Source organism: Mesorhizobium salmacidum (SeqCode) (genome assembly GCF_037179605.1).
GTDB classification, from domain to species: Bacteria; Pseudomonadota; Alphaproteobacteria; order Rhizobiales; family Rhizobiaceae; genus Mesorhizobium; species Mesorhizobium salmacidum.
Genome location: NZ_JAPYKS010000015.1, coordinates 89,231 through 114,785, shown reverse-complemented (window position 1 = coordinate 114,785; position 25,555 = coordinate 89,231). Strand labels below are relative to the sequence as shown.

Here is a 25,555-nt window from a genome sequence, read left to right as displayed (position 1 = left end):
TTCATGCGGAGAGAAGGGAATATTCCTCCTCCCACACCCGTTAACGTCCTGTCCTGAAATGCCTTCATCACGGAGCCAAATGAATGAGAAAGCTTGTCATCGCCATCTCTATGCTCGCACTCGCCGCGTCGGCGGCCTTTGCCGATCCCGTCCTCGGCCGGCAGGCACTGATGAAGGAACGCGGAAAGATCGTCGGCGGCCTGTCGAAAGTGGTCAAGGGCGAGGAACCTTTTGATGCCGCCGCGGTGCTGACGCAGTTGCAGGCATTGCAGGCAAATGCCGAGAAATTCGACGTAGAGGCCTTGTTCCCGAAGGGCAGCGATACCGGCGACACCACGGCGGCGCCAAAGATCTGGGAAGACATGGCCGGCTTCAAAACGGCCGAGGATAAGTATCTTGCCGACGTCAAGGCCGCGGTCGCGGCTGCTCCGGCCGACGTCGACGCGCTGAAGACGCAGATCGGCACCATCGGCTCGGACTGTGGCACCTGCCACCAGGGCTACAGGGTCAAGAAGGGCTGATCGCCTGATATGGCATGGCTGAAGAAGCTCGTCGGCGCGGCCCTCGTTCTGGGCGTCGCCGGCGCGGCCGCCGGGTGGCTGCTGTCGGCACCCGTCAGGCTTGATGGGGCGGATCTGGCGCAACTCGGCCCAGGCGATGTTGTCCGGGGCAAGCGCATTTTCTATGCCGGCGGCTGCACCTCATGCCATGCGAAGCCTGGGTCGCGGGGCGATGCGCGGCTTCAACTCGTGGGCGGGCTTGAACTCAAGACGCCGTTCGGCACCTTCGTGCCTCCCAATATTTCGCAAGATCCCAATGATGGCATCGGCGCATGGTCGGTCGGGGATCTCGCCAATGCCATGCTGAAGGGTGTTTCGCCCACGGGTGAGCATTTCTATCCGGCCTTTCCCTACGCCTCCTACGCGCGCATGAAGCCGTCTGATGTCGCCGACCTCTATGCTTTCCTGAAGACGCTTCCCGCCGTCGCCGGCAAGGCGCCGGGCAATTCGCTGGCATTCCCGTTCAACATCCGGCGAGGCATTGGCCTGTGGAAGCGCCTCTATCTCAGCGATCAGCCTGTCATTCCCCTGCATGATGGCACGCCGGAACTCGTGATGGCAGGCCGCTACCTGGTCGAAGGGCCGGGTCATTGCGGCGAATGCCATACGCCGCGCGACTTGGCTGGCGGCACCAGGAAGGGCCAATGGCTGGCCGGCGCCGTCGCCGCCGAGGGTTCGGGCGTCGTGCCAAACCTTACTTCGGGCGAGGGGGGTATCGGCAGCTGGTCCGCATCCGACATCGCAAACTACCTGGAAACCGGGTTCACGCCGGATTTCGATTCCGTCGGCGGCGCCATGGTCGATGTGCAGCGCAACATGGCCGAGCTGACGGCGGACGACCGCGCGGCGATTGCCGCCTATCTCAAGGCGATACCGCCGCACCCCAACGGCTATCCGGCTCGCAAGAAAAGTACGAAATAGGTCGGGAATCCATAAAGTGGGAAGGGCCCGCATCTGTAGGATGACGAATATGCGCCAAGCCCTGAGTGCATTATGGGCCATTGATAGTCCGTTGCGCGACTGGCTTACCTCTGCGAGATAGTACATCCAGCCCAATCCAGGGACGCTTAACTATGCTCACCGTCTATGGCGAAGGTCGTGGCTTCCGTGTTGTTTGGCTGCTCGAGGAATTAGGATTGGCTTATCGGCTGCGCCCGGTCGATCTGCTCGCAGTCGAGAATGATCGCGGCTTTCTCGCGATCAACCCCGCCGGCTTCATTCCCGCACTGCAGGACGGCGAGACGATCATGGTCGAATCGATCGCGATTCTTGAGTACCTGCTCGCCCGCCACGGCTCAGGCTCGCTTGCCGTCGCCCCGCACGATCCCGCTTTGGTTATCCGCCGCCTCGCGGATTGCCCCTATCTCGCCGGCGAGCGGTCCACTGCTGCCGATATCTCGGTGAGCTACGCCCCCTGCTCGGCATGCGAACTGGCAACTATGTCCCCGAGTCTATCGAGCGGGACTATCTCGCTCGCACGACGGCACGCCCTGCCTACGCCCGAGCAATGGAAAGCTGTCAGGCCACCAAGGCTTGGTCGGCGAGATCACCGGGATTGTAGTGCTCGCTTCATCCGGCTGTGGCTCTTACGAGTCTACTGCCTAATCTTCGGACTGCAGGTGGCGATCGCCAAGGAAATCGAAGCCCGTTTCGAAGAAATGATTGTAGTTGCAGGTCATTTCCTCGCCCGGCGCGATGTCGCGCAAGGCGTAGGTTTCCTCGGGCGACGAGACATCGCAATTCGGCTCGTCGTCATGGTTCATGTAACGGGCGTCGTCGGCTTCGAAGACGATATAGGCCGGATCGCGCCGGTCGGGGTAGGAATAGCGGTCGAGATAGTTCTTTACCGGCCCGGTCTCGCCCTCATAGGTCTCGACGTCGATGATCCGGTCGAACCGGGGGTCGAGCTTCCAGACCAGCGTGCCCTTGGCAATGTGGTTCTTGGCAAACACACCGATGCCCTGGATCGGCGATTTGTCGAGATAGACGTCGACGAGCAGCATAATGGACCCTTGTGCGAATGTGGGCTTCGTGCCCGGGAAAATCGTGCTTGGGTAGCGCGCGACCGTCGCAATTGCGAGCGGAAATCAGCCGGACGGAATTCAAAAAATCATGATCATCATGCCTGCCGACAGACGTTAGTCGGCTGGCTTCAGCGCTGTTGCAAAGCCAGGCGGACACCCAGGGCGCAATAGATGCCGCCGACAACCTTGCCCTGCCATTTCAGCACTGTGGGATTTTGGCGCAGGAAACCGCCGAGCCGCCCTGCGCTCACGGCAAACACGACCGTGCTGAAAAGCCCCAGCATGACGAAGATGATCCCCAATACGGCTAACTGAACCATCGCCGATCCGTTTTCGGGCCGCACGAACTGAGGCAGGAAAGCGAGGAAGAAAAGCGCGGTCTTGGGGTTGAGCACCTCGGTCAGGACGGCCTGTCGAAACGCCTTTCCGGCAGAGATCGCGAGCGCGCCGGCGGTCGGATCGGTCGGCGCTTTCTCGATGATGGCGCGAATGCCGAGGTAAACGAGGTAGGCCGCGCCGATATACTTTACGATGCTGAACAGCGTCGCCGATGTGGCGATGATCGCCGAGATGCCGACCATCGCCATCATGGTATGAAACACATCGCCGGCCGCGATCCCGGCGCCGGTGGCGATCCCGACCCTGGTTCCCGAACTCGTTGCGCGCGCGATCGTCAACAGTGTGGCCGGACCCGGAATGAAGACAAAACCGAACACAACCGCGATATAGGCTATCAATGTGGACAGATCGATCATCGCGGCGTTCCTCCGTAAGCTATGCCTTGTCCGTTACCTTCAACGTGAAGGCATAAGTATAGGCGATCTCCTCCAGGCGCGAAAACCGGCCGGAGGCACCGGCATGGCCGGAATCCATGTTGATTTTGAACAGCACCGGATTGGCGCCCCTCTTGCGGTCACGCAGCCGCGCCACCCACTTGGCCGGCTCCCAATAGGTGACGCGCGGATCGGTAAGACCGGCGAGCGCCAGGATCGGAGGGTAGTCGAGTGCTGCGACATTGTCGTAGGGCGAATAGGTGGCGATCGTCCGGTAATCGTCGGCCGACGCAATCGGATTGCCCCATTCCGGCCATTCCGGCGGGGTCAGTGGCAGCGTCGCGTCGAGCATGGTGGTAAGCACATCGACGAACGGAACCTCGGCCACGATGCCGCCGAAGCAATCCGGCGCCATGTTGGCGATGGCGCCCATCAGCATGCCGCCGGCCGAGCCGCCCTGCGCGACGATGTGGTCATGCGCGGTATAGCGCTCGGCCACGAGATGGCGGGCGCACGCGATGAAATCGGTGAAGGTGTTCATCTTGTGCGCCCGCTTGCCGTCATCGTACCAGCCATAGCCCTTGTCCTTGCCGCCGCGGACATGGGCAATGGCAAAGACGAGGCCGCGGTCGACCAGCGAGAACCAGTTGGTATTGAAGGCGGCCGGAACGGCAATGCCGTAGGAACCATAGCCGTAGAGCAGGCAAGGCGCGGAGCCGTCCAGCGGCGTGTCGCGGTGATGCAGAAGCGAGATCGGCACCAGTTCACCATCGGCCGCGGGCGCCATCAGCCGCCTCGTGACGTATTGATGCGGGTCATGGCCGGACGGCACTTCCTGGGTCTTGAGCAGCACGCGCTCACGGGTGCGCATGTTGTAGTCGAACATCTGCGACGGCGTCGTCATCGACGAGTAGGAAAAGCGCATCATCTCGGTGTCGTATTCCAGGGCCCCTGAAAGGCCGAGCGAGAAGGCTTCCTCATCGAAGAAAATCAGATGCTCTTCGCCGCTGGCACGGTCACGCACGACGATACGCGGCAGGCCTTCCTTGCGCTCGAGCCGGACCATGTGGTCTTTGAAGCCGATCACCGACAGGATCAGCCGGCCCGGTTCATGCGGCACCAGTTCCTGCCAGTTGGCGCGGACCGGATCGCTTGCCGGCGCCGTCATGATCTTGAAGTCCTTGGCACCATCCGCATTGGTCAGGATGAAGAATATGTCGCCGCCTTCCTCAAGTTCATATTGAAGGCCGGTCTCGCGCGCCGAAACCAGCTTGGGTTCGGCAAACGGATCGCTGGCGCTCAACAGGCGGTATTCCGAAGTCTCGTGATCGTTGATGCCGATCATGATCCATTGATTGTTGCGGGTTCCGTCGACGTCCATGAAGAAGCCGGGGTCGGTTTCCTCGTAGATCAGGCGGTCTCTTTCGGGGTTCTGTCCAAGCGCGTGGAACAGAACCTTGGACGGCCGGTGGTTTGGATCGAGACGCGTGTAGAAGAACCCGTCATTGCCCGCGTCCCAGACGCCCGAACCGCCGGTGGCGGGAATCTGGTCCGCCAGTTCCTTGCCATCGGCAAGGTCGCGCACACGCAGCGTGTAGAATTCGGAACCCTTGTCGTCGAAGGCCCACAGGAGCTTGCGATGATCGGCCGAATGATCGACGCCGCCAAGCCGGAAATAGGCCTTGCCCTCGGCCTCGGCGTCACCGTCGAGCAGGATCTGCTCGGGCCCGCCGTCGCGCGGCATGCGGAAATAGCGCGGCTGCTCGCCGCCGAGCTTGAAGGAAGAGCCATAGGCGTAAGGCCCGTCCTTCATGGGAACGGATGAATCGTCTTCCTTGATGCGGCCCTTCATTTCCTTGAAGAGCTGCTTTTGCAAATCTGACGTGTCGGCCATCAGCTTCGACTGGTAGGCATTTTCGGCTTCGAGTTCGGCGCGGATCCCAGGATCGAGCAAGGAGGGATCCCTGAACATCTCCTGCCAGTTATCCGCCCGCAGCCAGGCATATTCGTCGGTTCGCGTGATGCCGTGATGCGTGTCCGAGACTGGCCTCTTCTCGGGGGAAGGGGCGCTGACGATTGGAAATCGAGAAGTCCTGGTCATTGCGTCTCGCTCTGGAAATATCTTGAATGACGAATGAACACACCGATCAGGGCGGGTTCAAGAGCAGTTGCGTAGAGGTGGTGTGGGCCCATGAGGTGGCCGGGAGGAGGGAAGATGACTATTCGGTCTCGTATTGCTGCGGCCTTCGCCGTTGCTTCGCTAACTCTGGTCTTTGCCGGCCAGTCTCATGCGACCGTATTCGCGGCTTGGCAAGTGGCCAATGTGCCGTTCGGCGACACGCTCAATGTGCGCAAATATCCGTCGGGAACATCCCAGAAACAGGCCGCCTACCCGAACGGGGCCGTCCTGCAGATGACCGGGAGATGCACCGGCGGCATAAACCTGCTCGATATCGCCAATCAACCGGCATGGAAACAGCAGCGGACGGTTCGCTATCGCTGGTGCGAAATCTGGCATGACCCCGCCAAGAACGGCGTCTTCGTCACCGGCTGGGCCTATGGCGGATACATCGCGCCGTTTTGACCGGGGAATGGCCTGATTGATGGCGGGATGGTTTGGCAACCTATGGTTTCGTGGACAGGTGTGAACAACCAAGCTTGTCGGTGTGGTCGCCAAGCAAACCGGAGCATTGAAACTTGTTTTGTGAGTTATCGCGAATGTAACGATTAGCTGACCCAACGTCAGCCTTTGTCCGTTTGGCGACGGAAATATCGAAAAATTACATGGTGCACGAAAGATTGAAGCTGATCGCGCAATAGTTGACCAACATTCGTAAATATAATGCAGAGAGCGAATTGACTTACTTGACGTGTGGTCGCATTGATGTCCCCGTGACACGAATCGGCGCAGCTCTATCTGCGCAAAATTCGTGCAATGCCCTGTTTGTAAAAAGGGGCACAGATCGACGTAACTCTTGTTGGGGCCTGAAGACCATGGATATTGTCGAAACACCTTCCAGAAACAATGATGCGCTGATTGAGCTCACCGCCGATGTGGTGGCAGCCTATGTCAGCAACAATCCCGTGCCGGTCGGCGAACTGCCGAACCTGATATCCGATGTCCACGCCGCTCTCGGGCGTGTGGGCGGAACCGTCGAACAGCCGCCTGCCGACAAGCAGAAGCCGGCTGTCAACCCGAAACGCTCGGTTCATGACGACTACATTGTCTGTCTTGAAGACGGCAAGAAGTTCAAGTCGCTCAAGCGTCACCTGATGACCCACTACGATCTGACGCCCGATCAGTATCGCGAAAAGTGGAACCTGGACCCAAGCTATCCGATGGTTGCCCCGAACTACGCGGCGGCCCGCTCGCAGCTTGCCAAGAAGATGGGCCTTGGCCGCAAGCGCAAAGCGCGGTAGTCGCGGCTTGCCGGATTGGAACTGAAATCAAACGGCGCCTTCGGGCGCCGTTTGATTTTGCGGGCGAGTGCAATTCCAGGAAAAGTGTGAACCGGTTTTCCCGGGAAAAGCGCGTAGCGCTTTCCCTAGGGAGTTGCGTCAAAACAAGGAAGATCGAGGCAGAAGCCTGTCAGGCGGTCTGCGCGAGCGCCATCTCGGCATCGCGTTTGATGCGCTTGACCATCGAGCGAAGGCCGTTGGCGCGCTGAGGTGACAGGTGTTCGTCGAGGCCGAGTGCCTTCAGCGTCGCTTCAGCGTCGGTTTTCTGGATTTCGCTGGCCGTCTTTCCGGAAAACAGCGCCAGCATGATCGCGACCAGTCCGCGCACGATATGAGCGTCCGAATCGCCCGTGAAGCTGATGACGGGATCGGCGCCCGGACCCCGTTCCGTGGTCAGCCAGACCTGGCTGACGCAACCTGGCACCTTGTTGGCGGCGTTGCGTTCCGCATCGGGGAAGGGAGGCAGCGCTTCGCCAAGCTCGATGACGTAACGATAGCGGTCCTCCCATTCCTCGAGGAACGAGAAGTCGTCGCGGATTGTCTGGATCGTGGTCGTCATGACCCGGATATAGTCACGCGACGGCGCCGCGTCACGGAAAAACAAGGACACCGCGGGCGTCGAGAGGGCAGACGGGCCGCGGTGCGCCGTCGAGACGGCTTAATTCTTTATCGGCAGGTTGACCGTTTGGGGCAGGACGATTTCTTCCGGCACGCTGCCCGTCACTGTCGAGATGTCGGGGCCGGCGGACTTGTCGTCCAGCATGGCGGCCGCGATCTTGGCGGTCTCCTTGGCGCGTGCGGTGATGGTGTGCATCGCCGATTTGCCGGTTTCGCAGACATCGGGCTTGCGTTCGCAGATCCCGGCGATGTCGCCGACGGCGTCTCGCGCCGCGAACAGGGCCTGGACCGGCCCGACGCTTTGCTGGCCCGTTTCATCAGACCCGACACCCAGCGGCAGCGCCAGCAGCACCAGTGAAAACCAGAAAGCCATTCTTATCAGGAAGAACATGCCTTGCCTCTCGTCGTGACCGGATCATGCATCATACGGCACGACCTCTTTTATGGGCAGGATGTTGGCACACAGGCACAAAGGACGGCTTGCACGATCGCCGAGAATTTTCCTCAAATTTTAGGCAAATTCGAAACGAAGCGTTTTGTTATCGATTTGTTTCATATCGGGACGATTCTCGTTACCATCCGATAACCATCTATCCGGTTGTTTCTGCCGGATTTTTCGCAAATGGAGGCGATTCCGTTCCTGCCTTTGGGCCGCTGATGACGGGCGTTCGCGAATAACCCTCCGTTTACTATGGCGGCATTTGCCCGGGCTTTCGGCGGCTGTCGTCCCGATATTTGCCGCAGGGCCGGCCTTGGTCGGCCCTGCCTTATCCATTCCTTAAACGCTGGATGCGAGTTTCAAAGCCACCCAAGACAATCTGCAAAAGCAGAGCTGTTCACGACGAGTGCGAGTGCGTTGAGTTGATGCCGATCGAGGCCAGATACGCTGAATTGCCTGGCGCAATGGCGGCCGGTTGTGAACGCATGGTTCATCCCAGCGTTCTCGGGCACAGCGACCGCGAGCGCCAGCGCCGTTTCATCGGCGTGATGCTGGCCGCGCCGTTCTTTGCAGCGGGTGCCGCGGTCACGCTGGTTACGTCGGGCATGGGGGCTGCCGTGACCATGGCCGCCATTTTCGCGGCCTTCGGTCTGTGCTGGTTCGTCGCTCTGCTGGTAGCAGCGACCGGCAAGATGGCCGCCGCCGGGCCGATCGCCCTGGCGATGGCGGCGATTGCCCTTGGCGGTCTCATCGGTGCCGCCGGCGGATTGAGTTCACCTGTCGCCATGCTTGCCTTGGCGCTGCCATTCGAAGCCTGGTGGATCGGCGCCTCGCGGCGTGCTGCTGTGTGGGGGGGCGCCTCGGCCGTCATCGCCATCGCCCTTCAGTCCCTGTCGGCCACCTTCCTTCCATTCGCGGACGCGCACATCGCCGCCTGGCACTGGCTGGTGCCATTGGCGTGGGCGCTGACCCTCCTCCCGCGCATATCGGCTTTTCGCGGCACCGCCGGCGCGGCCGCTACGCTCGATGCGGGTGACGGATTGGAAGACATCATCGACGCGGTGGTCTTTCGGGTCACCCGCCACGGCGAAGTCGTGGAGGCGTCCGCCAAGGCGCGTACGCTTCTGAAATTGCCACCTGAATTGTTGTCCGGAACGGGCCTCTTCGACCGCGTCCACCTGTCGGACCGTGTCTCCTATCTCAGCGCCCTGGCCGACATGCGTGACGGCGCACTATCGCGCCGCCTCGAATTGCGCATCAGGTTGCCCCAGAGTGGCAACGGCGCCCACAACGGAAATGGTTTGGTGGCCGACAACTACCAGCCATTCGCGCTCGAACTGGTGCGCGGCGAGGAACAAAGCGACGTTTTCACGCTTGTCCTGCGCAAGAACGACGAGACCGCGCGGTTGCGCGAAGAACTGGCGCAAGCCAATGAGACGGCGGCCGCCGCCGAAGTGGCCAAGGGCCGCTTCCTCGCAGTGGTGAGCCATGAACTGCGCACACCCTTAAATGCCATCATCGGCTTCTCCGACATGCTGCTGCACGAGATGTTCGGCGCCTTCAAGGATCCGCGCCAGAAGGAATATGTCGGCCTCGTGCGGGATTCGGGCCAGCATCTGCTGGCAGTCGTGACATCCATACTCGACGTCTCGAGGATCGAATCGGGTGTCTACGCCACCGAGCCGGAGCCGTTCCGGTTCATGGAAGCCGTGGACATGTGCCAGTCGATGATGCGGCTGCAGGCCCAGGCCAAGAACATCGACCTGCAGACGCAGATCGCCCCAGACGCAGGCGATATCAATGCCGATCGCCGCGCCGTACAGCAGATGCTCATCAACCTCGTTTCCAACGCGATCAAGTTCACGCCCGACGGCGGCGATGTCGTCGTCGGCGCCAAGCGGATCGGCTCACGTCTGCATTTCTGGGTCAGGGACACCGGCATCGGCATTGCCGAGGAGGATTTCGCCAATCTCGGCAAACCCTTCATGCAGATCCAGAACGACTATACCCGCCGTTTCGAGGGAACGGGTCTTGGCCTTTCCCTGGTGAAGGGGCTGGTGGCCTTGCATGAAGGCACGATGTCGATCGAAAGCATGCCGGGCGAGGGCACCACGGTGACCATCAGCCTGCCGGTCTGCGGGCCGAAGGGACGCCCCGCCAACTCGACCGGAGTGCTGACGATGCCGGTGACGAGGGCGAAAGGGGACGGAAATGGCTCGCTCCGCAAAACAGGCTAAGGCGGTCAAACGCCGCAGCAACGCCTTGCAGGACGGCGCCATCGCCGTTGGCGGCATGATTTCGCGCAATCCCGTCCTGGTGGGAGGATCGACCGCATTCCTGGTGACGCTGTTCTACGTCTCGGCCAACGCGCTGTGGTATCAGCCTTTCCCGCACGCCGGGGCGTTTTTCGCCACGCGTCATTTCCAGGGCTTTCCGCACGCCGCAGCCGACGAGCCGGAGACGACAATTAACATCGTGCGGCCCAATGCCGCGCCCGCCCCGATCAAGGGCGACCCGGTGGTCGAGCAGGTGCAAGGCATATTGAAGGACCTCGATTTCTATTCCGGCACCGTCGACGGCATTTCCGGCCCCAACACGCGCAAGGCCATACAGGCCTATCAGCAGAAGGTTGGGCTGAACGCCTCGGGCGAAATCGATGCGCTGCTGCTGGATCAGCTAGGTGCAACGCCGAATATGGCCGCCGTGCCCAAGCCGCAGCCTCGTCCCGACATGGCGCCGACCGCTGTTCCCGTGTCCTTGCAGACGAATGAGGCACAGACGAATGCCGCTTTGCAGGGGCCTGATCCCCGCATCGTTAAGATCCAGGCCGGGCTCAAGGCCTTCGGCAATGACGACATGCAACTGGATGGCGTCGTCGGTGCACGCACGAAGGCGGCGATCAAGGAGTTCCAGACGCTGTTCGGGTTGCCGCAGACCGGCGAACCCGACGAGATCGTCTACGTCAAGATGCGCGAGATCGGCCTGACCAACTGACAGCCGAAACGACGGCTCGCCCTGCATCGGAAATTTCGATAGAGAGCCCGCATGTTGTCGGGAGTCTTCGATGCGTGTAACCGCTGACCTGTGGGTTTCGGCCCTGTTGCGCCGGGTTTTCGGCGCTGGCGGATTTGCCGCCGTGGTCAATCGCGGCGCGACAGAGGCCGGGGCTGTGTTCATCCTGGCGCGGGGCAGGATGGGTGAAATGGCTCTCTACGGGCCGGCGCCGCAGACAAGCTACGATTCGGCCAAGCCCGAAGACCGTTTTTTCAGCCTTCTCGCCGCCGGCGATGATGCGTCCGTGCTGGACGCGAGACTTGAGCGCGAGAAAAAATTCGATCCCGACATTTGGGTGGTCGAGATCGAGGCCGGGAATGTTCCCGTCGAGGAGCTTATTTCCGTGAAGACGCCCTGAGGCCGGGGGCGTCGGCTTCGTCGCTGTTGGAGGCCTTGCGGCTGTCGCCGTTTGTCGGCGAAGCATCGCGAGCCGCCCTGGACGGGGTTTTGGCTTTCCATCCCCGCACTTTGTCCAGGGCCGTATCGCGGTGCAGCAGGCGGTAATGGTCGAGATAGGTGCGGATGGCCTGCGGATGCGGGAACAGGCCGGGATAGACGGCAACCGTGATCAGGAATGCCCGGTCCTCGCTGAAATCGAGCGAACGCAGCGCCGCAAGCAGCGGCGCATAATTCTGGTTGGCGGTCAGCGATTGCGCGATCGAGAAATCAATGTCGAGGGCATCGGCAAGAGCGGTCTGGAAGAAAGCGGCGTTTCCCGTCAATGCCGTCTCGCGCAGTTTGACATAGGTATCCGCACCTGGGAACGCATCGACCTTCGCCGCCAAGGCTTCGTCGCCGGTGTGCATCATGGAGCGCAGCCTGCGCCGCGCGTTCTCGGCGGCAACGCCGGGCGTCTGCTGAGTTTCCGCGCTGTCCGCCGTCGCTTGCGTCGTCACGGCAGGGCTTTGCGCCGGGGCTGCTTCCGGATCCCGCATCCGCACCAGGGTCGGTCTTTCCAGCGCTCTGATCAGATCGGCGATGGTCGGGTTCAGGTCCTTGCGCCGCGCGATGGCGCGCGCATGCGGCAGCCCGTGCCGGCCAATCAGCGCGATCAGGTCGATATCGCTGACCGCGCGTGAGCGGATGAGCAGCGGAGCGGCAATGTCGACCGGTTCCTCGCAAAGGCGCCGCACCAGGGCCGCGGGTGCATATTCGCATTCGGAAAGGGCGGCTGCCACGTAGCGCCGCGATTCGACGGATACGCTGTCGAACAGCGGCAGCGTCAGGTCTTCGAGCTGGCCGATCTCGCGGCGTGACGGTCGGGTCAGCGAGCAGAACGCCGACACGGCGGCGCGGAACAGCCTTTCGGCTTTTCCCGATTCCGTCCTTATCGCGATTTGCCTGAAGTCCGAAGATGACACGAAGGATACGCCTGACAACAGATACACACTCGACATCGCGCCACCGGAACTATGTCGGTTTCGCGTTTGCCTCGGTCAGAACTCTCTGACCTGGGAACAAAGATCAAGTTAGCGGCGATCCGTTAGCGCTCCGTTAACCCTCTGCCGGCCTTAATGATATTTGGAGGCGTTGCGTTGTGCTCCGGGGAAACCGAGAGGAATGCGCGAACCATGGGCATGGTACTGTCTTTCGTGCCGCGTGCGGCACCGACCAATCGAGCAAAGCAAACCACCGAAATACCGGCGGCCGTAATCATATTTCCCGGCATCCGCTATGAGCGGTCCAGCACCGGCGAAGCGCGGCCCGCGGGGCCGGACAAGCCGGGATCGCCACGGACGCCCGTGCCGCACCACTGAGCTTGCTGAAGCCCTAGAAATCCTGCAGCTCGCAGGAACTCTGATCGAGAAAGCGCGACACGATCGGCTTCCAGCTCTCGTCCGGCACGAAGCTGCGGATGACGAAGATGCCTTCGTCGATGGGCGCTTCGACGAAAATCGCTCCCTGGAGGTCTTCGGGCAGGTCCTTGCGCACGTCGATCATCTGCGCCGGCGTCAGCACGACCGCATCCAGCTTGCCACCGGTCGCCGTGTGGTCGTTGAAGGAATAGATGTTGTGACCGCTGCGGTCATAGACCGACACCGACCAGAAGGGGACGTCTCCCGGCGCCTTGATCCGGACCATTCCTTCCTCGAGGTCGAAGCGGCAGGCTGTGGCATAGAACAGCGGGTCGACCGATTTCACCACCGGCGCGCCGCCGGCTTCGGCATCGAGCCGGTTCATCCTGTAGAGATCGGATGCCATGGAAAGACGCGACCATGCGTCACGTTCGGAAAAATCCGGCACCAGAAGCAGGACGATAATGTGGACAATGCCGGCGCCGACGAGGCCCAGCAGGACGGCGTGCAGAAGTCTGCGCAGGGCGGCATGCAGACTACGCATCGCAGCCCGCCCTCACGATCCTGGGCAGCGAAACGTCGGACAGGCCGGTGCTGCTGGCGATCGGCGTGTCGTAGAAGGTCAGGACGAAATACATCTTCCCGGAACCGTCGGTCAGAAGCCAGTTGCCCGGCATCGGGTGATGGCCGACGGAGATGATCACGGAATTGTCCGGTTGGCGCAGCACCCCGTAGGACTGAAGTGCCGCAAGCCGCGATTTGCCGGTCTCGACGACGCCGAGCGATCGATCGGCGGCATAAAGCGTCCAGAATCGGGCTGTCGGAAATCCACCCTCGATCCTGTAGGCGCATTCCCGCTTGAGCTGGTCGCCGGCGGCGTCGTTTTCCGCTACGAAGGACAGGCCTTCGGCGCGGCCGAGCGCGAGCACCCCCTCGCGCGCCACGCGCGCCTTGGAATAGGGGTCCGCGGCCGGTGTGCCGATGTCGGGAAAGGCGGTCCACTGGCCGATCCTGATTGCGCCGACCCCGTCCTGGATCTTCAGCGCGTACCAGACGCTGGCGCCGCCCCCGCCAATGGCTATGGCAAGCGAAATCAGCATCAGGAAGGCATTCTTGAGCATGAAGGGCCGGGTGCGCGAAGGATTGCAGTTCGGGGATATCGCGGCGCGGGGTCTTGTGGCAAGCAGGCGTGATGGATTTGCCTGCCGAACCGGCTCGCGCCGGGGCGGATGTCACAGCGCCGAAAGCGTTTCGGGTGGAGTGGGGGCGTCGAGTTTGGGCGCCGTCTGGAACAGCTGGCTCATGTCCCGCAGCGTCTGCGTGGTTCGGCTGGACAGCACCGGCGGCCGCTCGGCGGCGGTATCGGCCGCTGCCTGCTCCTCGGTCTTCTTCTGCGCCTCGGCTGCCTTGGCCGCGATCTCCTCGTCGACGAAGGGTTTGTCGATGCCGGGGATCGGCTTTAGGTCGATGTTCTGGTGCGCGTAGACCATCAGCCGCTGCCACACCATCGCCGGCAGCGAGCCGCCGGTCATGTTCTTGGTCGGTGTGAAATCGTCATTGCCCAGCCACACTGCCGCCGTGTAGTTGCCGGTGAAGCCGACGAACCAGGCATCGCGGTAGGACTGCGTCGTGCCGGTCTTGCCGGCGACGACGATGTTGGGAATTTGCGCCCGCCGCGCCGTGCCCATCACCGGCACGGCCGTCAGCATGGTGTTCATGGATTTCAGGGCCTGCTCGGACAGCACGCGGTGCGGCGGCGGCGCGTCCTTGGTCCAGTCGTAAACCACGTCGCCGGTGCGCGTGACGAGCTGGGTGATGCCGTGCCGGAAGCCGACGAAGCCGTTCTGGGCGAACACGCTGTAGCCCGTCGCCTGGTCCATCACGGTCATGCCCGAGGTGCCGAGCACCATCGTCTTGTGCCCTTCGAGCGGCGATTCCACGCCAAACGATTCCGCCAATGCTTTGATCGGCGCGATGCCGAGATGGTCCTTGGCCAGCCGCACCGGCACCGTGTTGATCGACTTGGCCATCGCCATGATCAGGGTGATGTTGCCCGCCGATTCGCCGCTGTAATTATGCGGTGACCAGTTGCCCCAGCTGATCGGCCCGCCAGAAATGATCGAGTTCGGCGTGAAACCGTGTTCCATCGCCGTGGCGTAGACATAGGGCTTGAACGACGAGCCGGTCTGGCGCAGCGCTTTGGTGGCGCGGTTGAACTGGCTGGCGCCGTAGTCACGGCCGCCGACGATCGCTCGCACCGCACCATTGGTCTCGATGACCACCACGGCACCTTCGGTGACGTTGTATTCCTTGCCGAACTGGCGCAGGTGGAACTCGACGGATTCCTCCGCCGCTTTCTGGATGTTGGCGTCGAAGGTGGTGTGAGCGACCAGCGAGTGCTGGCCGGGCTTGGCGATCTTCTTGACCTCGTCGAAGGCCCAGTCGAGGAAATAGTCGGGACTTTTCTGTTCGCCGCGATCGACGACATCGGCCGGATGCAGTCTTGCCTGCAGCACCTGGCCTTCGGTCATGAAACCGGAATCGACAAGGTTGGACAGCACCACATTGGCGCGAGCGCGCGCCGCCGGCAGGTTGATGTGCGGCGCGTATTTGGTCGGCGCCTTGAACAGGCCGGCGAGCATCGCCGCCTCGGCAAGGTTCAGGTCCTTGACGCTCTTGCCGAAATAGAAATCCGCCGCCGCCTCGATACCGAATGTGCCGCCGCCCATATAGGCGCGGTCGAGATAGAGCTGCAGGATTTCCTTTTTCGACAGATTGGCCTCCAGCCACAGCGACAGGAAGGCTTCCTTGATCTTGCGCTCGAACGTGCGCTCGTTGGTCAGGAACAGGTTCTTGGCCAGCTGCTGGGTGATGCTGGAGCCGCCCTGGACGACCGAGTTTGCCCGCACATTCTCGAAGATCGCGCGCGACAGGCCGAGCACGTCGATACCGTAATGATCGAAAAACCTGCGATCCTCGGTGGCGAGCACCGCCTTGATGACGTGGTCCGGCATCTCGTCGACCGGCACGGAATCGCGCTGGATGATGCCGCGCTGGCCGATCTCGTTGCCGTACCGGTCAAGGAAGGTGACGGCGAAGTCGCCCTGGGCACGCCAGTCGCCGGTGGTGTCCTGGAAAGCGGGTATCGCCAGCGCCAGCATCACCACCATGCCGCCGGCGCCGAGTGTAAAACCTTCGCTCAAAAGTTCGATGAAGCCACGGCACCAGCCCTTGAGACGGAAGCGCCGCGAGAAGATCGTCGCGGCCTCCCAGAACTGGCGCGCCTTGAACCCGATCTCATAGAGAGAGGAATCGAGCCACGCGTCCAGCGCCAGAAGGCGGGAGGCGATCGGACCTCTTCTCTTGCGTGGTTCAGGATCGACCATTCAAAAACCCGGCTCGGCTCTGGCGCGACCTGAAAACCGCAAGTGGGCAATTTCAGGGCGGCGACCTGTTGGACTATTCATCCATTTTACCGACACCCACAAGGGCGGCGAGGACACAGCCGCAAGGTTTGTCGATGGAAGGCCAGGTAGCCGGCGGACCGGTTCCTCGCCCGCCAGATTCTGCGGCCGGCGAGCGAGGGGAGATTTGCTTCCTCGAGCTATCAGGCCGCTTCGCGCTTCAGCGCCTGCGCCATGCAATGGATTCCGCCGCCGGTCTTGGAGATTTCGCTCATGTCGACGGCCGCCACCTCAAAGCCGCGCGCCTTGAGTTTTTCGATCAGTGTCTTGCTGGATGTCGGCGCGATCACCCGGTCCTTGCCCAGCGACATGAAGTTGCAGCCCAGCGCCATCGTGTCCTGGAAGGGGACGTCGATGATCTCGTGACCCTTGCCCTTCAGCCAGTCGACGATGCCGGGCTCGGTGCAGGCGAGGCAGACGGCAGTGAGCTTTTCGGCGATCGGCACCACCATCAGGTCGATGTGGACGTAATATTCGTCGATGAATGCGATGCGCGTCTCCCAGCCTTCCTTCTCGAACCAGGCCTGCACCTGGCGGGCGCCTTCCTCCTGCGTGCGCGCGCCGCCGCAGCCGATCAGCACCACGCCGTCCTCGATGACGTTGAAGTCGCCGCCCTCGAAGGTGCCTGCGGTCACCATATCGTAGATCGGGATGCCGAGCTTTTCATAGGTGCGGATGGCCGCGTAGTTCTCGCCGCGCCGCCACCAATTGGCCATGGCGGTGATGATCGCGCCATAGGGCGTCATGACGCTGGAATCACGGGAATAGACCTGCATCGGCAGTTCCGGCGTCGGCTCGTGCCAATGGATGTTAACGCCGAAATGCTCGTAAGCCGCGACCAGATCCTTGTGCTGCGCCTGCGCGATCTGGACGTTGCAGGGCGCCTCGCGCAAATGTTTTCGCGAGAGCGAGCTGGTCGACAGGTGACGCAGGAAATTCGGCGAGCCGAGCAGCACGTCGGTCAACACGTCGGTCTCGTTGGCGAAACCCCAGACGGTGAGCGGCTTGGTGCCGCCGGCCGGGTTGCGGCGCTGCAGCGAAAACGGCTCGGCGATGATGCGGTCATGGACGGTCATGCGGTTCTCCTCGTGGCTTGTTCTCAAGAATTGGTCGGTCGCGCATTGTTTGGTATCCACCAGTCGCGCCCGCGCGGCGTGGTGACATATTCCGGCCAGCGGAAATTGATCGGCGGCTCGTAGTCGCAGAGCGGGGCGATCCAGTTGGAGCCCCCAACGCCGCCGCCGGTACGGGTCGTGAACTCGCTCATCGCCCCCTCGCGGGCGGTTTTGTCCTCGAGCAGGCGCAGCGCCGCCAGCGCGACCGTCTTGGCAGCGCAGATGACCATCGGATCGATCGTCGCGGGAATGCCGCCCAGCGCATTCATCACCCATGCCGGAAAAGCGTGGCCGTTTGCCGAGCGGAGCGCTGGGCGGGCGACATAGAAGCGCGCGGTCGGCGCGTGCCAGCTCATGTCGGTGTAGTCGTCGGAAGTCGAATTCACCTGCGACGGCGGCAAGTCGCGGCGCAAGATCGCCTCGGCCTCTTGCGGCGAAATCAGCCGTTCCAGTTCGTCGATAAAGGGGTTTTCGGTCGTGGTGCCGCCGGCATTGACCTGGATTTCCCGCGCGATCGTCTTGGCGGCTTCGTCCCAGCGAGGTGGTCCGACAATTGACAGGGCTTCGTAGGCAATCCCGGCCATGGCGTGGTTAGCGAGCCCCGGCCGCGACTTCGACACCCAGTGCCGTTCGTAGCGGCAGCCGCTGATCGCGGCCGCGGCCGCGGCGTTGCGGTCGAGCACCGCCGTCACCTGCTCGGCCATACGAAGCGTCGGCACGCGGATCATGTACTGGATCTCGGCCAGGCCTGCCGGCAGATTGTCGGCCGTGGCCTGGCCAGCCGTCAGGATCGCCTCGCTGATCGACCAGCCGCCCTGGTGCGGGAGCATGGAATCGCGCAACGCCTTGGAGGCCATGAACATGGTCATCAGCGCATCGTTGGCGCCCGGTGCCCTGACCGCCGAATGCGCCTGCGGGATCGGTGCGCCGTCGCCTGCGCGAACCCAATTTTCGGGTTCGTCGCAGACGAAGCGATAGATCATCGCGTAGGCCGCACCGCAATGCGTGTCCCAGCGCGCGGTGTTGCAGAGCGGCAGCATATAGAAGGGATGGAAGGAGATCATGCCGGCAAGGCCGTCATAATAGCCTTTGGCGGCATGGATCGGCTTCGAGCCGCGCACCTTTTCGGCCGGTTCGCCGGTGAAGCGCAGCGTGCCTTGAATACCGTCGCGCTGCATGGCGGCCTTGGTCGCGAGCAGCCCGCCGAGACTTGCTATGCCAAGCCCCGAATGCGGATCGGTATGGCCGCCGGCCTCGTCGCCAAGGCCAGGTCGCGGCTGCCTCACCGTCACGGCGTCCTGGCAGTTGCCGGGCACTGCGTCATATTCGGCATACATGCCGACGGTCGGTCCGGCGCCGTTTGTCCAGTGGGCGCAGAAGGCGGTCGGCATGCCGCCCGAGCCCTCCTCGACCGAAAATCCCTCGCGCTTGAGCCGATCGACATACCAGGCGGCCGATTGGTACTCGCGCCACGCGGTCTCGCCGAAATCGAAGATGGTGCGTGTCCAGGCCGACAGCAGGGGCTGGATGCCGTCGAGGCAGGCAAGCGCGGTCTCTTGCGCCGATGTCGTCACCGGTTTGTCCATGCTCTAAAAGAAAGCAGTGAAGCGGCTCGCCAAAAAGTGATATGTTTTCCCGGTTCGTGCAAATTCGGTTCACCTCTTGAGAATTCCATCCACACAGGCGCTGCGCGCCCTCGACAGTTTCGCCAGGCATGGCAGCGTCTGGCGCGCCGCCGACGAACTGCACCTGACCCGCAGCGCCGTCTCGCATCAGCTTCGGCTGCTGGAGCGCGACCTTGGCTTCGATCTGCTGGAGCGTATCGGCAAGGGCGTGGCGCTCACCCCGCGTGGCCAGCGCTATGCCAGCGACGTGCGCAAGGCGCTGACAGTGCTGGGCGATGCGGTCACGCGCGATGCCGGCACCGGCGTCGGCGGCTCGTTCGCCGTCTCTTGTACGCCAGGCTTCGCCTCGCTGTTCTTGTGCACCCACATCGGCGAGTTCCGGCAGATGTATCCCGATGTGGCGCTGCGCATCCTGACGCCCAGGCGGCTCGACGATGTCAGCAATGCCGATGCCGACGCCTTCATCGCCTTTGGCGTCGGCAACTGGCCGAACCGCATGGCCGAACTGTTGTGCGAAATCTCATTCACGCCGCTTTGCAGCCCGACGCTGCTCAACAAGGTCGGCGGCTTTTCCCGGCCGGCGGACGTGCTCCGCGCCAATCTGCTGCATCTCGACGACACCGAGGACTGGGCACGCTGGCTGGCGCTGTCCAAGGTCGAAAACCCGGACACCGAAGGCGGTATTTTCTTTTCCGACATGAACCTCGTCTTCTCTGCGGCGATCGCCGGCCAGGGGATTGCCATGGGTGACGAACTGACCAGCCGCCGCGCGCTGAGCGAAGGCCGTCTGGTCAGGCCGTTCGACATCGCGATCAAGTCGCCGCGCTCCTATTTCCTGGTCTCCGAACACGCCAAGGCCTCGCACCCGGTCCTGGAAGCGTTCGCGGGATGGCTGAGGTCGACGCTCTCCGAGAACCGCATTCAGCCTCATTGAGGGGCAGGGGGCCCGCCATAGATGAATGAAATTTGCCGATCAGGCGAAAACTATTCGGTTGCGGTGAGCTTCGGCCCTGCCTACGATTTGGCTTAACGGTAAGGATAGAGGCAGGATGCAGCAACCCGGCCGGGCCGCAGAGATCAAGGCAATCGAGATCGGCAAGAGCTTCGGCTCGTTCCGTGCGCTGGACAATCTGACGCTCGATATTGGCCGCGGCGAGTTCCTGACGCTGCTTGGCCCTTCCGGCTCCGGCAAGACCACCTTCCTGATGATCCTGGCCGGCTTCGTGCAGCCGAGCGAGGGCAGGCTTTTCAGCGACGGCGCCGACATCACCGACCGCCCGGCCGAGCAGCGCGCCGCCGGCATGGTATTCCAGGGCTATGCATTGTTCCCGCATATGAGCGTCGAGGCCAACATCGCCTTCCCGCTCAAGGTCCGCAAGAAATCGGCCGCCGAGATCAAGAAGCGCGTCGGTGAGATGATCGAGCGTGTCGGTCTGATCGGCCACGAGAAGAAATTGCCGTCGCAGCTTTCCGGCGGCCAGCAGCAGCGCGTCGCACTTGCCCGCGCGCTGGTGTTCGAGCCGGGCGTGCTTTTGCTCGACGAGCCGTTTTCAGCGCTGGACAAGAGCCTGCGCGGCCAGATGCAGGCCGAGATGAAGCGACTGCACCAGGAGACCGGCACCACCTTCGTCTTCGTCACTCACGACCAGAGCGAGGCCTTGGCGCTGTCCTCTCGCGTCGCCATCTTCAACCATGGCAAACTGCTGCAGGTCGGGGCGCCGGACGAGGTCTACGATCGGCCGGCCAATCGCTTCGTCGCCGAATTCCTGGGCGAGATCAACATGCTGCCGCTGAAAGGCGTGCGCAGCGCCGATGACGGGGCCACCGGCCTTTGCGAGGACCGCGCCGTCAGCTTGCGCGGCAATCCGGCGACTGTCGGTGTCAACGCCATCCTGGCAATCCGGCCCGAACACATGTCGATAGCGCGCGAGGCCGCCGCCGGAGAGAACGGCATTGCCGCGACGGCGATCGCCTCGACCTATCTGGGGGCGGCAACCAAGCTCGACCTCACCACACGCCAGGGTGCCAAAGTAACCGTCTCGGTGCCCAACGAGATCGCGGCGGCTGCTCTCAGCAAGGGCAACTCCGTCTGGCTGACATGGCCGGCGGAAAAGGGTTTCCTCCTTCCGGACGGAGGACAATGAGCGCCAGTGAGGCCTGATCCGCCGCACCGGCTTCCGTAATTAAAATCAACAAAAACAAAGGGGAACTGACATGAACATGAACGACACCAAAAAACAGGCCATCGAAACGCTGTCCGAAAGGACGAGACGCGGCGAGATTTCGCGCCGCCAGTTCACACAGTTGGCGGCGCTCGTGCTCGCCGGCACGCCGATGCTGCTGCGTTCGAGCGGCGCATTCGCCGCTGCGAAGGAACTTGTGCTGGTCAACTGGGGCGGCGACGCCATCACGGCCTATGACGCGGCCTATGGCCAGGCTTTCACCAAGGACACCGGCATCACCGTCAAGATGGACGGCTCGGGCCCGACCGAAGGCGCGATCGCCGCGCAGTTTAAAAGCGGCGCCCCGACCTGGGACCTAGTCGACGTCGACCCGTTCTCGGCCATTACGCTCGGCGCGCAAGGCATGCTCGAACCGATCGACTACAACATCGTCGACAAGAAGAAGATGCGGCCGGGCTTCGGCTGGGACTATGCCGCCTCGACCTATTTCTTCTCCTATGTCATCGCCTACGATTCCGAGAAATACGGCAAGGATGCACCGACCGGCATGGCCGATTTCTTCGATGTGAAGAAATTCCCGGGCAAGCGTTCCCTCTACAAATGGGGCGTGTCGAGCTGGGAAGCGGCCCTTTTGGCCGACGGTATCGCGCCGGCTTCGCTCTATCCGCTCGACTTGAAGCGGGCGCACGACAAGATATCAGCCTTCAAGGAAAACGTCGTCGCCTATTGGGGCGGCGGCGCCGAGAGCCAGAGCGTGCTGCTCAATGGCGAAGCCTCGATGGCGATCGTCTGGTCGACGCGCGCCTCGCTGATCGAGCAGGATTCCGGCGGCAAGATCAAGTTCATCTGGGACCAGGGCCTGATCTCACCCGGCGCGCTGGCCGTGCTCAAGAACAACCCCGGCGGCAAGGATGCTGCGATGAAGTTCATCGCCAGTGCACAGGATCCGGAAAAGCAGTTGGTGATGTTCGACAAGCTCGGCCAGGGTCCGGCCAATCCGGCGGCCGATTCGCTGATCCCTGCCGACAAGAAGCGCATCAACCCCGTCGATCCCGAGAACATGAAGAAGCAGATCGCACTCGACATGGATTGGTACGCGAAGAACTACGGTGCGGCACTCGACGAATACACCAAGATCATCTCCGCCTGACGGCGGCGATGCTGAACTGACATGAGAGGCGTTCTCTCCGACAGGATGGGCGCGGCGCTGTTGATGGCGCCGCTGCTCCTGTTTCTCGGCCTTGCCTATGCCTGGCCGTTTCTCGGCGTGGTGAAGTGGAGCTTCACCTTACCGACGCCTGGGCTTGGCCAATACAAGGCGTTGCTCACCGACGATCTGGTGCAGTCGGTGTTCATCCGCACGCTGCGCATCGCCGCCATTGTCACAGTTGTGTCAGTCGCCGCCGCCTATGCCATCACGGTGGTCTGGGTGCGCGGCAGCCCGGCGCAGCGCCTCATCGCCGAATTCTGTATCCTGGTGCCGTTCTGGATCTCGGTGCTGACGCGAGCCTTCGGCTGGGTGGCGCTGCTGTCCAATCGCGGCCTGATCAACACCTGGCTGCAGTCGATCGGTTTCATCTCCGAACCGCTGACTTTGGTGCGCAACGAGTTCGGCGTCATTGTCGGTATGACCCATTTCCTCATTCCGTTCGCCGTCTTTCCGCTGGCTTCGGCCATGCGCAGCCTGGACGACCGTGTGCTGCTGGCAGCGCGCGGCCTCGGCTCCAGCCGCATGCGCACCTTCTGGACGGTGTTCGTGCCGATGACGCGCTCCGGTATTATCGGCTCCGCGATGATCGTGTTCGTCTTCTCGCTCGGCTTCTTCGTAACGCCGGCGATTCTCGGTGGCGGCCGCAGCGTCATGATCGCCGAATTGATCTATCTCAGGATATTCCAGAGCCCGGACTGGGGGCTGGGAGCTGCGATCAGCGTAGTGCTGGTGCTGTTCGTCGGCGCGCTGATGGCGCTCTTGTTCCGTTATGTCAGACCGAAGCAGCTTATCTGATGCCGACTTATCGCCCCGGTCCTGTCTCGCTGGTTATCGCCGCCCTGGTGGCGCTGTTCCTGCTTATGCCGCTGCTCGCCGTCATTCCGGTATCGCTGACGCCTAGCCGCATGCTGGCGATGCCGACGGGTGAATTGTCGCTGCGGCACTATCGGTCGTTGATTGAGGATCCGCGCTGGCTCCAGTCGATTCTGCTTTCGATCCGCATCGGCATTGTCAGCAGCGCCATTTCAACTGTACTGGCGCTTTGTTTCAGCCTTGGTGTGTGGATGTTCCAGCCGCGCTTTACGGCAGCCCTGGTCGGCTTTGTGCTGTTGCCGATGGTGGTGCCGCCCGTGGTTTCGGCGATCACGCTCTACTTCCTGCTCACCTCGATCTCAGGCGTCAGTTCCTTCTTCGGCTACGACACCTGGCTCGGCGTTGCCATGGCGCATTCGGTGATGACGGTGCCGTTCGCGACCGTGCTGATCCTGGTCTCGCTCAGCCAGCTCGACCGCCGCATCGACCTTGCCGCGCGCGGCCTTGGCGCAAGCATGTGGGAACGCGCCACGCGCATCATCATGCCTAACATCAAGTTCGGCATCGTCACCGCGGCACTGCTCTCCTTCGTGCTCTCCTGGGAAGAGATCGGCGTCACCCTGTTCATCACCTCGGTCAACGCCATCACACTGCCGCGCCTGATGTGGATGGGCCTGCGCGACAACATCGACCCGGCGATCGCGGCGCTTTCGGTGATTTTGATCATCATCACGGTGATGGTTCTGGCGGTGAGGAGCCTCGCGGTCAGGCAGCGCGGCGAGCATTAGACAAACCGCACCGAGACTTTGCCAAACCTGCCCAGATCGCCGATCACTTCGTCACCGGCCTCGACGCGTATCGGCGTCAAGCAAGTGCCGGTGATCACCACCTGTCCCGGCTGAAGCGCTATACCTAGACCCGACAGCTCATTGACCAGCCATGTGAGCGCAATACGGGGATCGCCGAGGACAGCCGCGCCGGTTCCGTCGTGCCGCGACTTGCCCGAAACAAGAGGTCACCGGGTACTCCGCGAGATTCACGTCGCGCCATTCGTCTTGCGTGGGCTGGCCGATGACAAAGAGATTGGCGCAGGCATTGTCCGCTATCAGCTGCGGCGCGCCGACGGCGCAGAAATCGTCATAGCGCGAGTCCGGTATTTCGATCGCCGGATGCAAGCTCGCCACGGCGTCCATCACTTCAGCGATTTCATAAGGTGCCGGGCGAGGTGGGATCTGGCGGCCGAAGCGGAAAGCGAATTCGACCTCGGCGACCCGCATCTTGCTTGTCGCCAGCGAGACGGTCCCGCCAACCTCGACCGCTTTCTCTGCCAGCAGGCGCCCAGCCATCGGGCCGTCGACATTGATATGCCTTTGACCGGCAAGGCTGGTTGCCGCGATCTTCCAGCCGAAAAGCGGGGCCGCCGAACGATCCATGACATGGGCCTGGATGGCATAGCCTTCGGTCTGCGTCGTCGGCCGCAACTCCTCAGGTATCGTGTCGAGATGGGTGCCGTTGTCCCAATGACTTACCAGCAGATGCGACGCGGCCCTGGCTTGTTCTGGATCGAGCATGGTCAGCTCCCGAAAATCGGGAACATGCCCTTTGTCCGGCCAAGCCCGCAAGGAACATTTCATCGGAGGGACCAGCCTATATATGGCAAGGCTACGTGGCCACGCGCATGGTTCATTTGCGAGGCTCTACCGCGCCGGCTGACGAGATTGTCGGCAAGTCGTATTTTCGAGATCATGGGCGTTCATCATTCCGATGACGAATCGCCATCGTCTTCGCGTGGCGAACCGCTATATCTGCGAAGGGATGCGGACAGGCTTTGGGAAAGCATTGCCAGTCGCGCAACGGCTTGAGGAAATGGACGATGACCGCGCCCGGTGATTTGCAGCAGGCTCTGTTCCTCAGGTTGAAAAGCGATGCTTCGCTGTCGGCGCTGCTGGGGGGCGCCGGACTGCTCGAGCGGCCAACCGACAATGTCGCCTTTCCCTATGTGACTTCAGGCCAGACCTCGGCCTTCGACTGGCATACTGGCGCCGAGAACAACGATGACCAGCTGATCACGCTGCATGTCTGGTCGAAGGCTCATGGTGAAGCCGAAACGCTTGCCATCATGGCCGCCATCGAGGCACGCCTTGCCGACGCGGTGCTGGTGATCGGCCTGCGTGGCCAGACGCGGCTGTCGCTGGAATTCAGCGAGGCGCGTTATGATGAGGAACTGCTTGTCCATCACGGTCTGCTGCGATTCCGTGCGCTGACGCAGGAAAACGCCTGACGCGCTTTCAATATCATCGAAACGGAGTCTAAACTGGGCTCTCGCGGGTTTCACTGGTGGGGCGGTGAAATCCAGATTGTCTGTCTCGCGTTGCAGGGGTGTGGCGAGCATGGTTTCAGGGCCGTTCACCGTTCATTTCAC

At 62.2% G+C, this 25,555-nt stretch carries 24 protein-coding genes and 2 pseudogenes; 14 read left to right on the top strand and 12 right to left on the bottom strand.

What is annotated here, in order from left to right; genetic code table 11:
* Positions 1-83 precede the first annotated feature (83 nt).
* From O7A60_RS20635 to O7A60_RS31985, 3 genes and pseudogenes are all read left to right on the top strand, one after another.
* Entirely contained in the window at positions 84-521 is a 438-nt protein-coding gene (locus O7A60_RS20635; RefSeq protein WP_027143970.1) for a c-type cytochrome, read from the top strand.
* Between the two features lie 9 nt (positions 522-530).
* The gene (locus tag O7A60_RS20630) at positions 531-1,481 is read left to right on the top strand and encodes a c-type cytochrome (RefSeq protein WP_337107786.1); all 951 of its coding nucleotides are present in this window, start codon (positions 531-533) and stop codon (positions 1,479-1,481) included.
* A 152-nt stretch (positions 1,482-1,633) separates the two neighbouring features.
* Positions 1,634-2,121 (top strand): annotated as a pseudogene (locus O7A60_RS31985) (glutathione S-transferase family protein).
* 40 nt (positions 2,122-2,161) lie between these two features.
* Here O7A60_RS31985 and O7A60_RS20620 read toward each other — a convergent pair.
* From O7A60_RS20620 to O7A60_RS20610, 3 genes are all read right to left on the bottom strand, one after another.
* Positions 2,162-2,563: an SET domain-containing protein gene (locus O7A60_RS20620; RefSeq protein ID WP_140506104.1), complete on the bottom strand. Its 402-nt coding sequence runs from the start codon at positions 2,561-2,563 to the stop codon at positions 2,162-2,164.
* 149 nt (positions 2,564-2,712) lie between these two features.
* Positions 2,713-3,339, bottom strand: coding sequence for a LysE family translocator (locus tag O7A60_RS20615; protein WP_337107785.1), 627 nt, complete (start codon positions 3,337-3,339; stop codon positions 2,713-2,715).
* A gap of 19 nt (positions 3,340-3,358) precedes the next feature.
* A complete protein-coding gene (locus O7A60_RS20610) occupies positions 3,359-5,458 on the bottom strand; it encodes a S9 family peptidase (RefSeq protein ID WP_337107784.1) in 2,100 nt (699 codons plus the stop codon).
* Between the two features lie 114 nt (positions 5,459-5,572).
* On the opposite strand from O7A60_RS20610, the gene O7A60_RS20605 reads away from it, so the two are divergent.
* Entirely contained in the window at positions 5,573-5,941 is a 369-nt protein-coding gene (locus O7A60_RS20605) for an SH3 domain-containing protein (RefSeq protein ID WP_337107783.1), read from the top strand.
* A gap of 410 nt (positions 5,942-6,351) precedes the next feature.
* Entirely contained in the window at positions 6,352-6,777 is a 426-nt protein-coding gene (locus tag O7A60_RS20600) for a Ros/MucR family transcriptional regulator (protein WP_027143963.1), read from the top strand.
* Between the two features lie 169 nt (positions 6,778-6,946).
* Here the strand turns inward: O7A60_RS20600 and O7A60_RS20595 are convergent, their stop codons facing one another.
* The gene (locus O7A60_RS20595) at positions 6,947-7,375 is read right to left on the bottom strand and encodes a SufE family protein (RefSeq protein WP_027143962.1); all 429 of its coding nucleotides are present in this window, start codon (positions 7,373-7,375) and stop codon (positions 6,947-6,949) included.
* Between the two features lie 99 nt (positions 7,376-7,474).
* Entirely contained in the window at positions 7,475-7,825 is a 351-nt protein-coding gene (locus tag O7A60_RS20590) for a DUF5330 domain-containing protein (protein ID WP_337107782.1), read from the bottom strand.
* 533 nt (positions 7,826-8,358) lie between these two features.
* On the opposite strand from O7A60_RS20590, the gene O7A60_RS20585 reads away from it, so the two are divergent.
* The 3 genes from O7A60_RS20585 to O7A60_RS20575 all read left to right on the top strand — a co-directional run bounded on the left by O7A60_RS20585 (position 8,359) and on the right by O7A60_RS20575 (position 11,285).
* A complete protein-coding gene (locus tag O7A60_RS20585; RefSeq protein WP_337107781.1) occupies positions 8,359-10,110 on the top strand; it encodes a PAS domain-containing sensor histidine kinase in 1,752 nt (583 codons plus the stop codon).
* On the top strand, positions 10,085-10,867 hold the full coding sequence (locus O7A60_RS20580; protein ID WP_337107780.1) for a peptidoglycan-binding domain-containing protein: 783 nt from the start codon (positions 10,085-10,087) through the stop codon (positions 10,865-10,867). The genes O7A60_RS20585 and O7A60_RS20580 overlap by 26 nt, the downstream gene beginning before the upstream one ends.
* Before the next feature lie 70 nt (positions 10,868-10,937).
* Positions 10,938-11,285: a DUF1491 family protein gene (locus O7A60_RS20575; protein WP_337107779.1), complete on the top strand. Its 348-nt coding sequence runs from the start codon at positions 10,938-10,940 to the stop codon at positions 11,283-11,285.
* On the opposite strand, the gene O7A60_RS20570 is transcribed toward O7A60_RS20575, so the two are convergent.
* From O7A60_RS20570 to O7A60_RS20545, 6 genes are all read right to left on the bottom strand, one after another.
* Positions 11,263-12,288, bottom strand: coding sequence for a hypothetical protein (locus O7A60_RS20570; RefSeq protein ID WP_337107778.1), 1,026 nt, complete (start codon positions 12,286-12,288; stop codon positions 11,263-11,265). The genes O7A60_RS20575 and O7A60_RS20570 overlap by 23 nt on opposite strands.
* Before the next feature lie 409 nt (positions 12,289-12,697).
* Positions 12,698-13,267 carry a DUF1254 domain-containing protein gene (locus O7A60_RS20565; protein WP_027143955.1) on the bottom strand — a complete coding sequence of 190 codons (570 nt, stop codon included), beginning with the start codon at positions 13,265-13,267 and terminating at the stop codon, positions 12,698-12,700.
* Positions 13,260-13,844, bottom strand: a complete 585-nt coding sequence (locus O7A60_RS20560; RefSeq protein ID WP_337107777.1) for a DUF1214 domain-containing protein — start codon at positions 13,842-13,844, stop codon at positions 13,260-13,262. Before O7A60_RS20560 ends, O7A60_RS20565 begins: the two co-directional genes overlap by 8 nt.
* 111 nt (positions 13,845-13,955) lie before the next feature.
* Positions 13,956-16,109 (bottom strand): transglycosylase domain-containing protein, encoded by a 2,154-nt coding sequence (locus O7A60_RS20555; RefSeq protein ID WP_337107776.1) that lies wholly within the window; start codon positions 16,107-16,109, stop codon positions 13,956-13,958.
* Between the two features lie 221 nt (positions 16,110-16,330).
* Positions 16,331-17,263: a dimethylarginine dimethylaminohydrolase family protein gene (locus O7A60_RS20550; protein WP_015318637.1), complete on the bottom strand. Its 933-nt coding sequence runs from the start codon at positions 17,261-17,263 to the stop codon at positions 16,331-16,333.
* Positions 17,264-17,286: 23 nt separating this feature from the next.
* Positions 17,287-18,888 carry a zinc-binding metallopeptidase family protein gene (locus O7A60_RS20545; RefSeq protein ID WP_337107775.1) on the bottom strand — a complete coding sequence of 534 codons (1,602 nt, stop codon included), beginning with the start codon at positions 18,886-18,888 and terminating at the stop codon, positions 17,287-17,289.
* A gap of 76 nt (positions 18,889-18,964) precedes the next feature.
* On the opposite strand from O7A60_RS20545, the gene O7A60_RS20540 reads away from it, so the two are divergent.
* From O7A60_RS20540 to O7A60_RS20520, 5 genes are all read left to right on the top strand, one after another.
* Positions 18,965-19,861 carry a LysR substrate-binding domain-containing protein gene (locus O7A60_RS20540; RefSeq protein WP_140717055.1) on the top strand — a complete coding sequence of 299 codons (897 nt, stop codon included), beginning with the start codon at positions 18,965-18,967 and terminating at the stop codon, positions 19,859-19,861.
* A 115-nt stretch (positions 19,862-19,976) separates the two neighbouring features.
* Positions 19,977-21,071 (top strand): ABC transporter ATP-binding protein, encoded by a 1,095-nt coding sequence (locus O7A60_RS20535; protein WP_337107774.1) that lies wholly within the window; start codon positions 19,977-19,979, stop codon positions 21,069-21,071.
* 76 nt (positions 21,072-21,147) lie between these two features.
* A complete protein-coding gene (locus O7A60_RS20530) occupies positions 21,148-22,260 on the top strand; it encodes an ABC transporter substrate-binding protein (RefSeq protein WP_337107831.1) in 1,113 nt (370 codons plus the stop codon).
* A gap of 21 nt (positions 22,261-22,281) precedes the next feature.
* Positions 22,282-23,115 carry an ABC transporter permease gene (locus tag O7A60_RS20525; RefSeq protein ID WP_027143938.1) on the top strand — a complete coding sequence of 278 codons (834 nt, stop codon included), beginning with the start codon at positions 22,282-22,284 and terminating at the stop codon, positions 23,113-23,115.
* Positions 23,115-23,921 (top strand): ABC transporter permease, encoded by an 807-nt coding sequence (locus O7A60_RS20520; RefSeq protein WP_337107773.1) that lies wholly within the window; start codon positions 23,115-23,117, stop codon positions 23,919-23,921. Before O7A60_RS20525 ends, O7A60_RS20520 begins: the two co-directional genes overlap by 1 nt.
* Here O7A60_RS20520 and O7A60_RS20515 read toward each other — a convergent pair.
* A pseudogene (locus O7A60_RS20515) lies at positions 23,918-24,704 on the bottom strand (2-keto-4-pentenoate hydratase). The gene O7A60_RS20520 and the pseudogene O7A60_RS20515 sit on opposite strands and share 4 nt — an antisense overlap.
* 302 nt (positions 24,705-25,006) lie before the next feature.
* Here O7A60_RS20515 and O7A60_RS20510 point away from each other — a divergent pair.
* Positions 25,007-25,414, top strand: a complete 408-nt coding sequence (locus O7A60_RS20510) for a DUF3168 domain-containing protein (RefSeq protein WP_337107771.1) — start codon at positions 25,007-25,009, stop codon at positions 25,412-25,414.
* Positions 25,415-25,555: the final 141 nt, after the last annotated feature.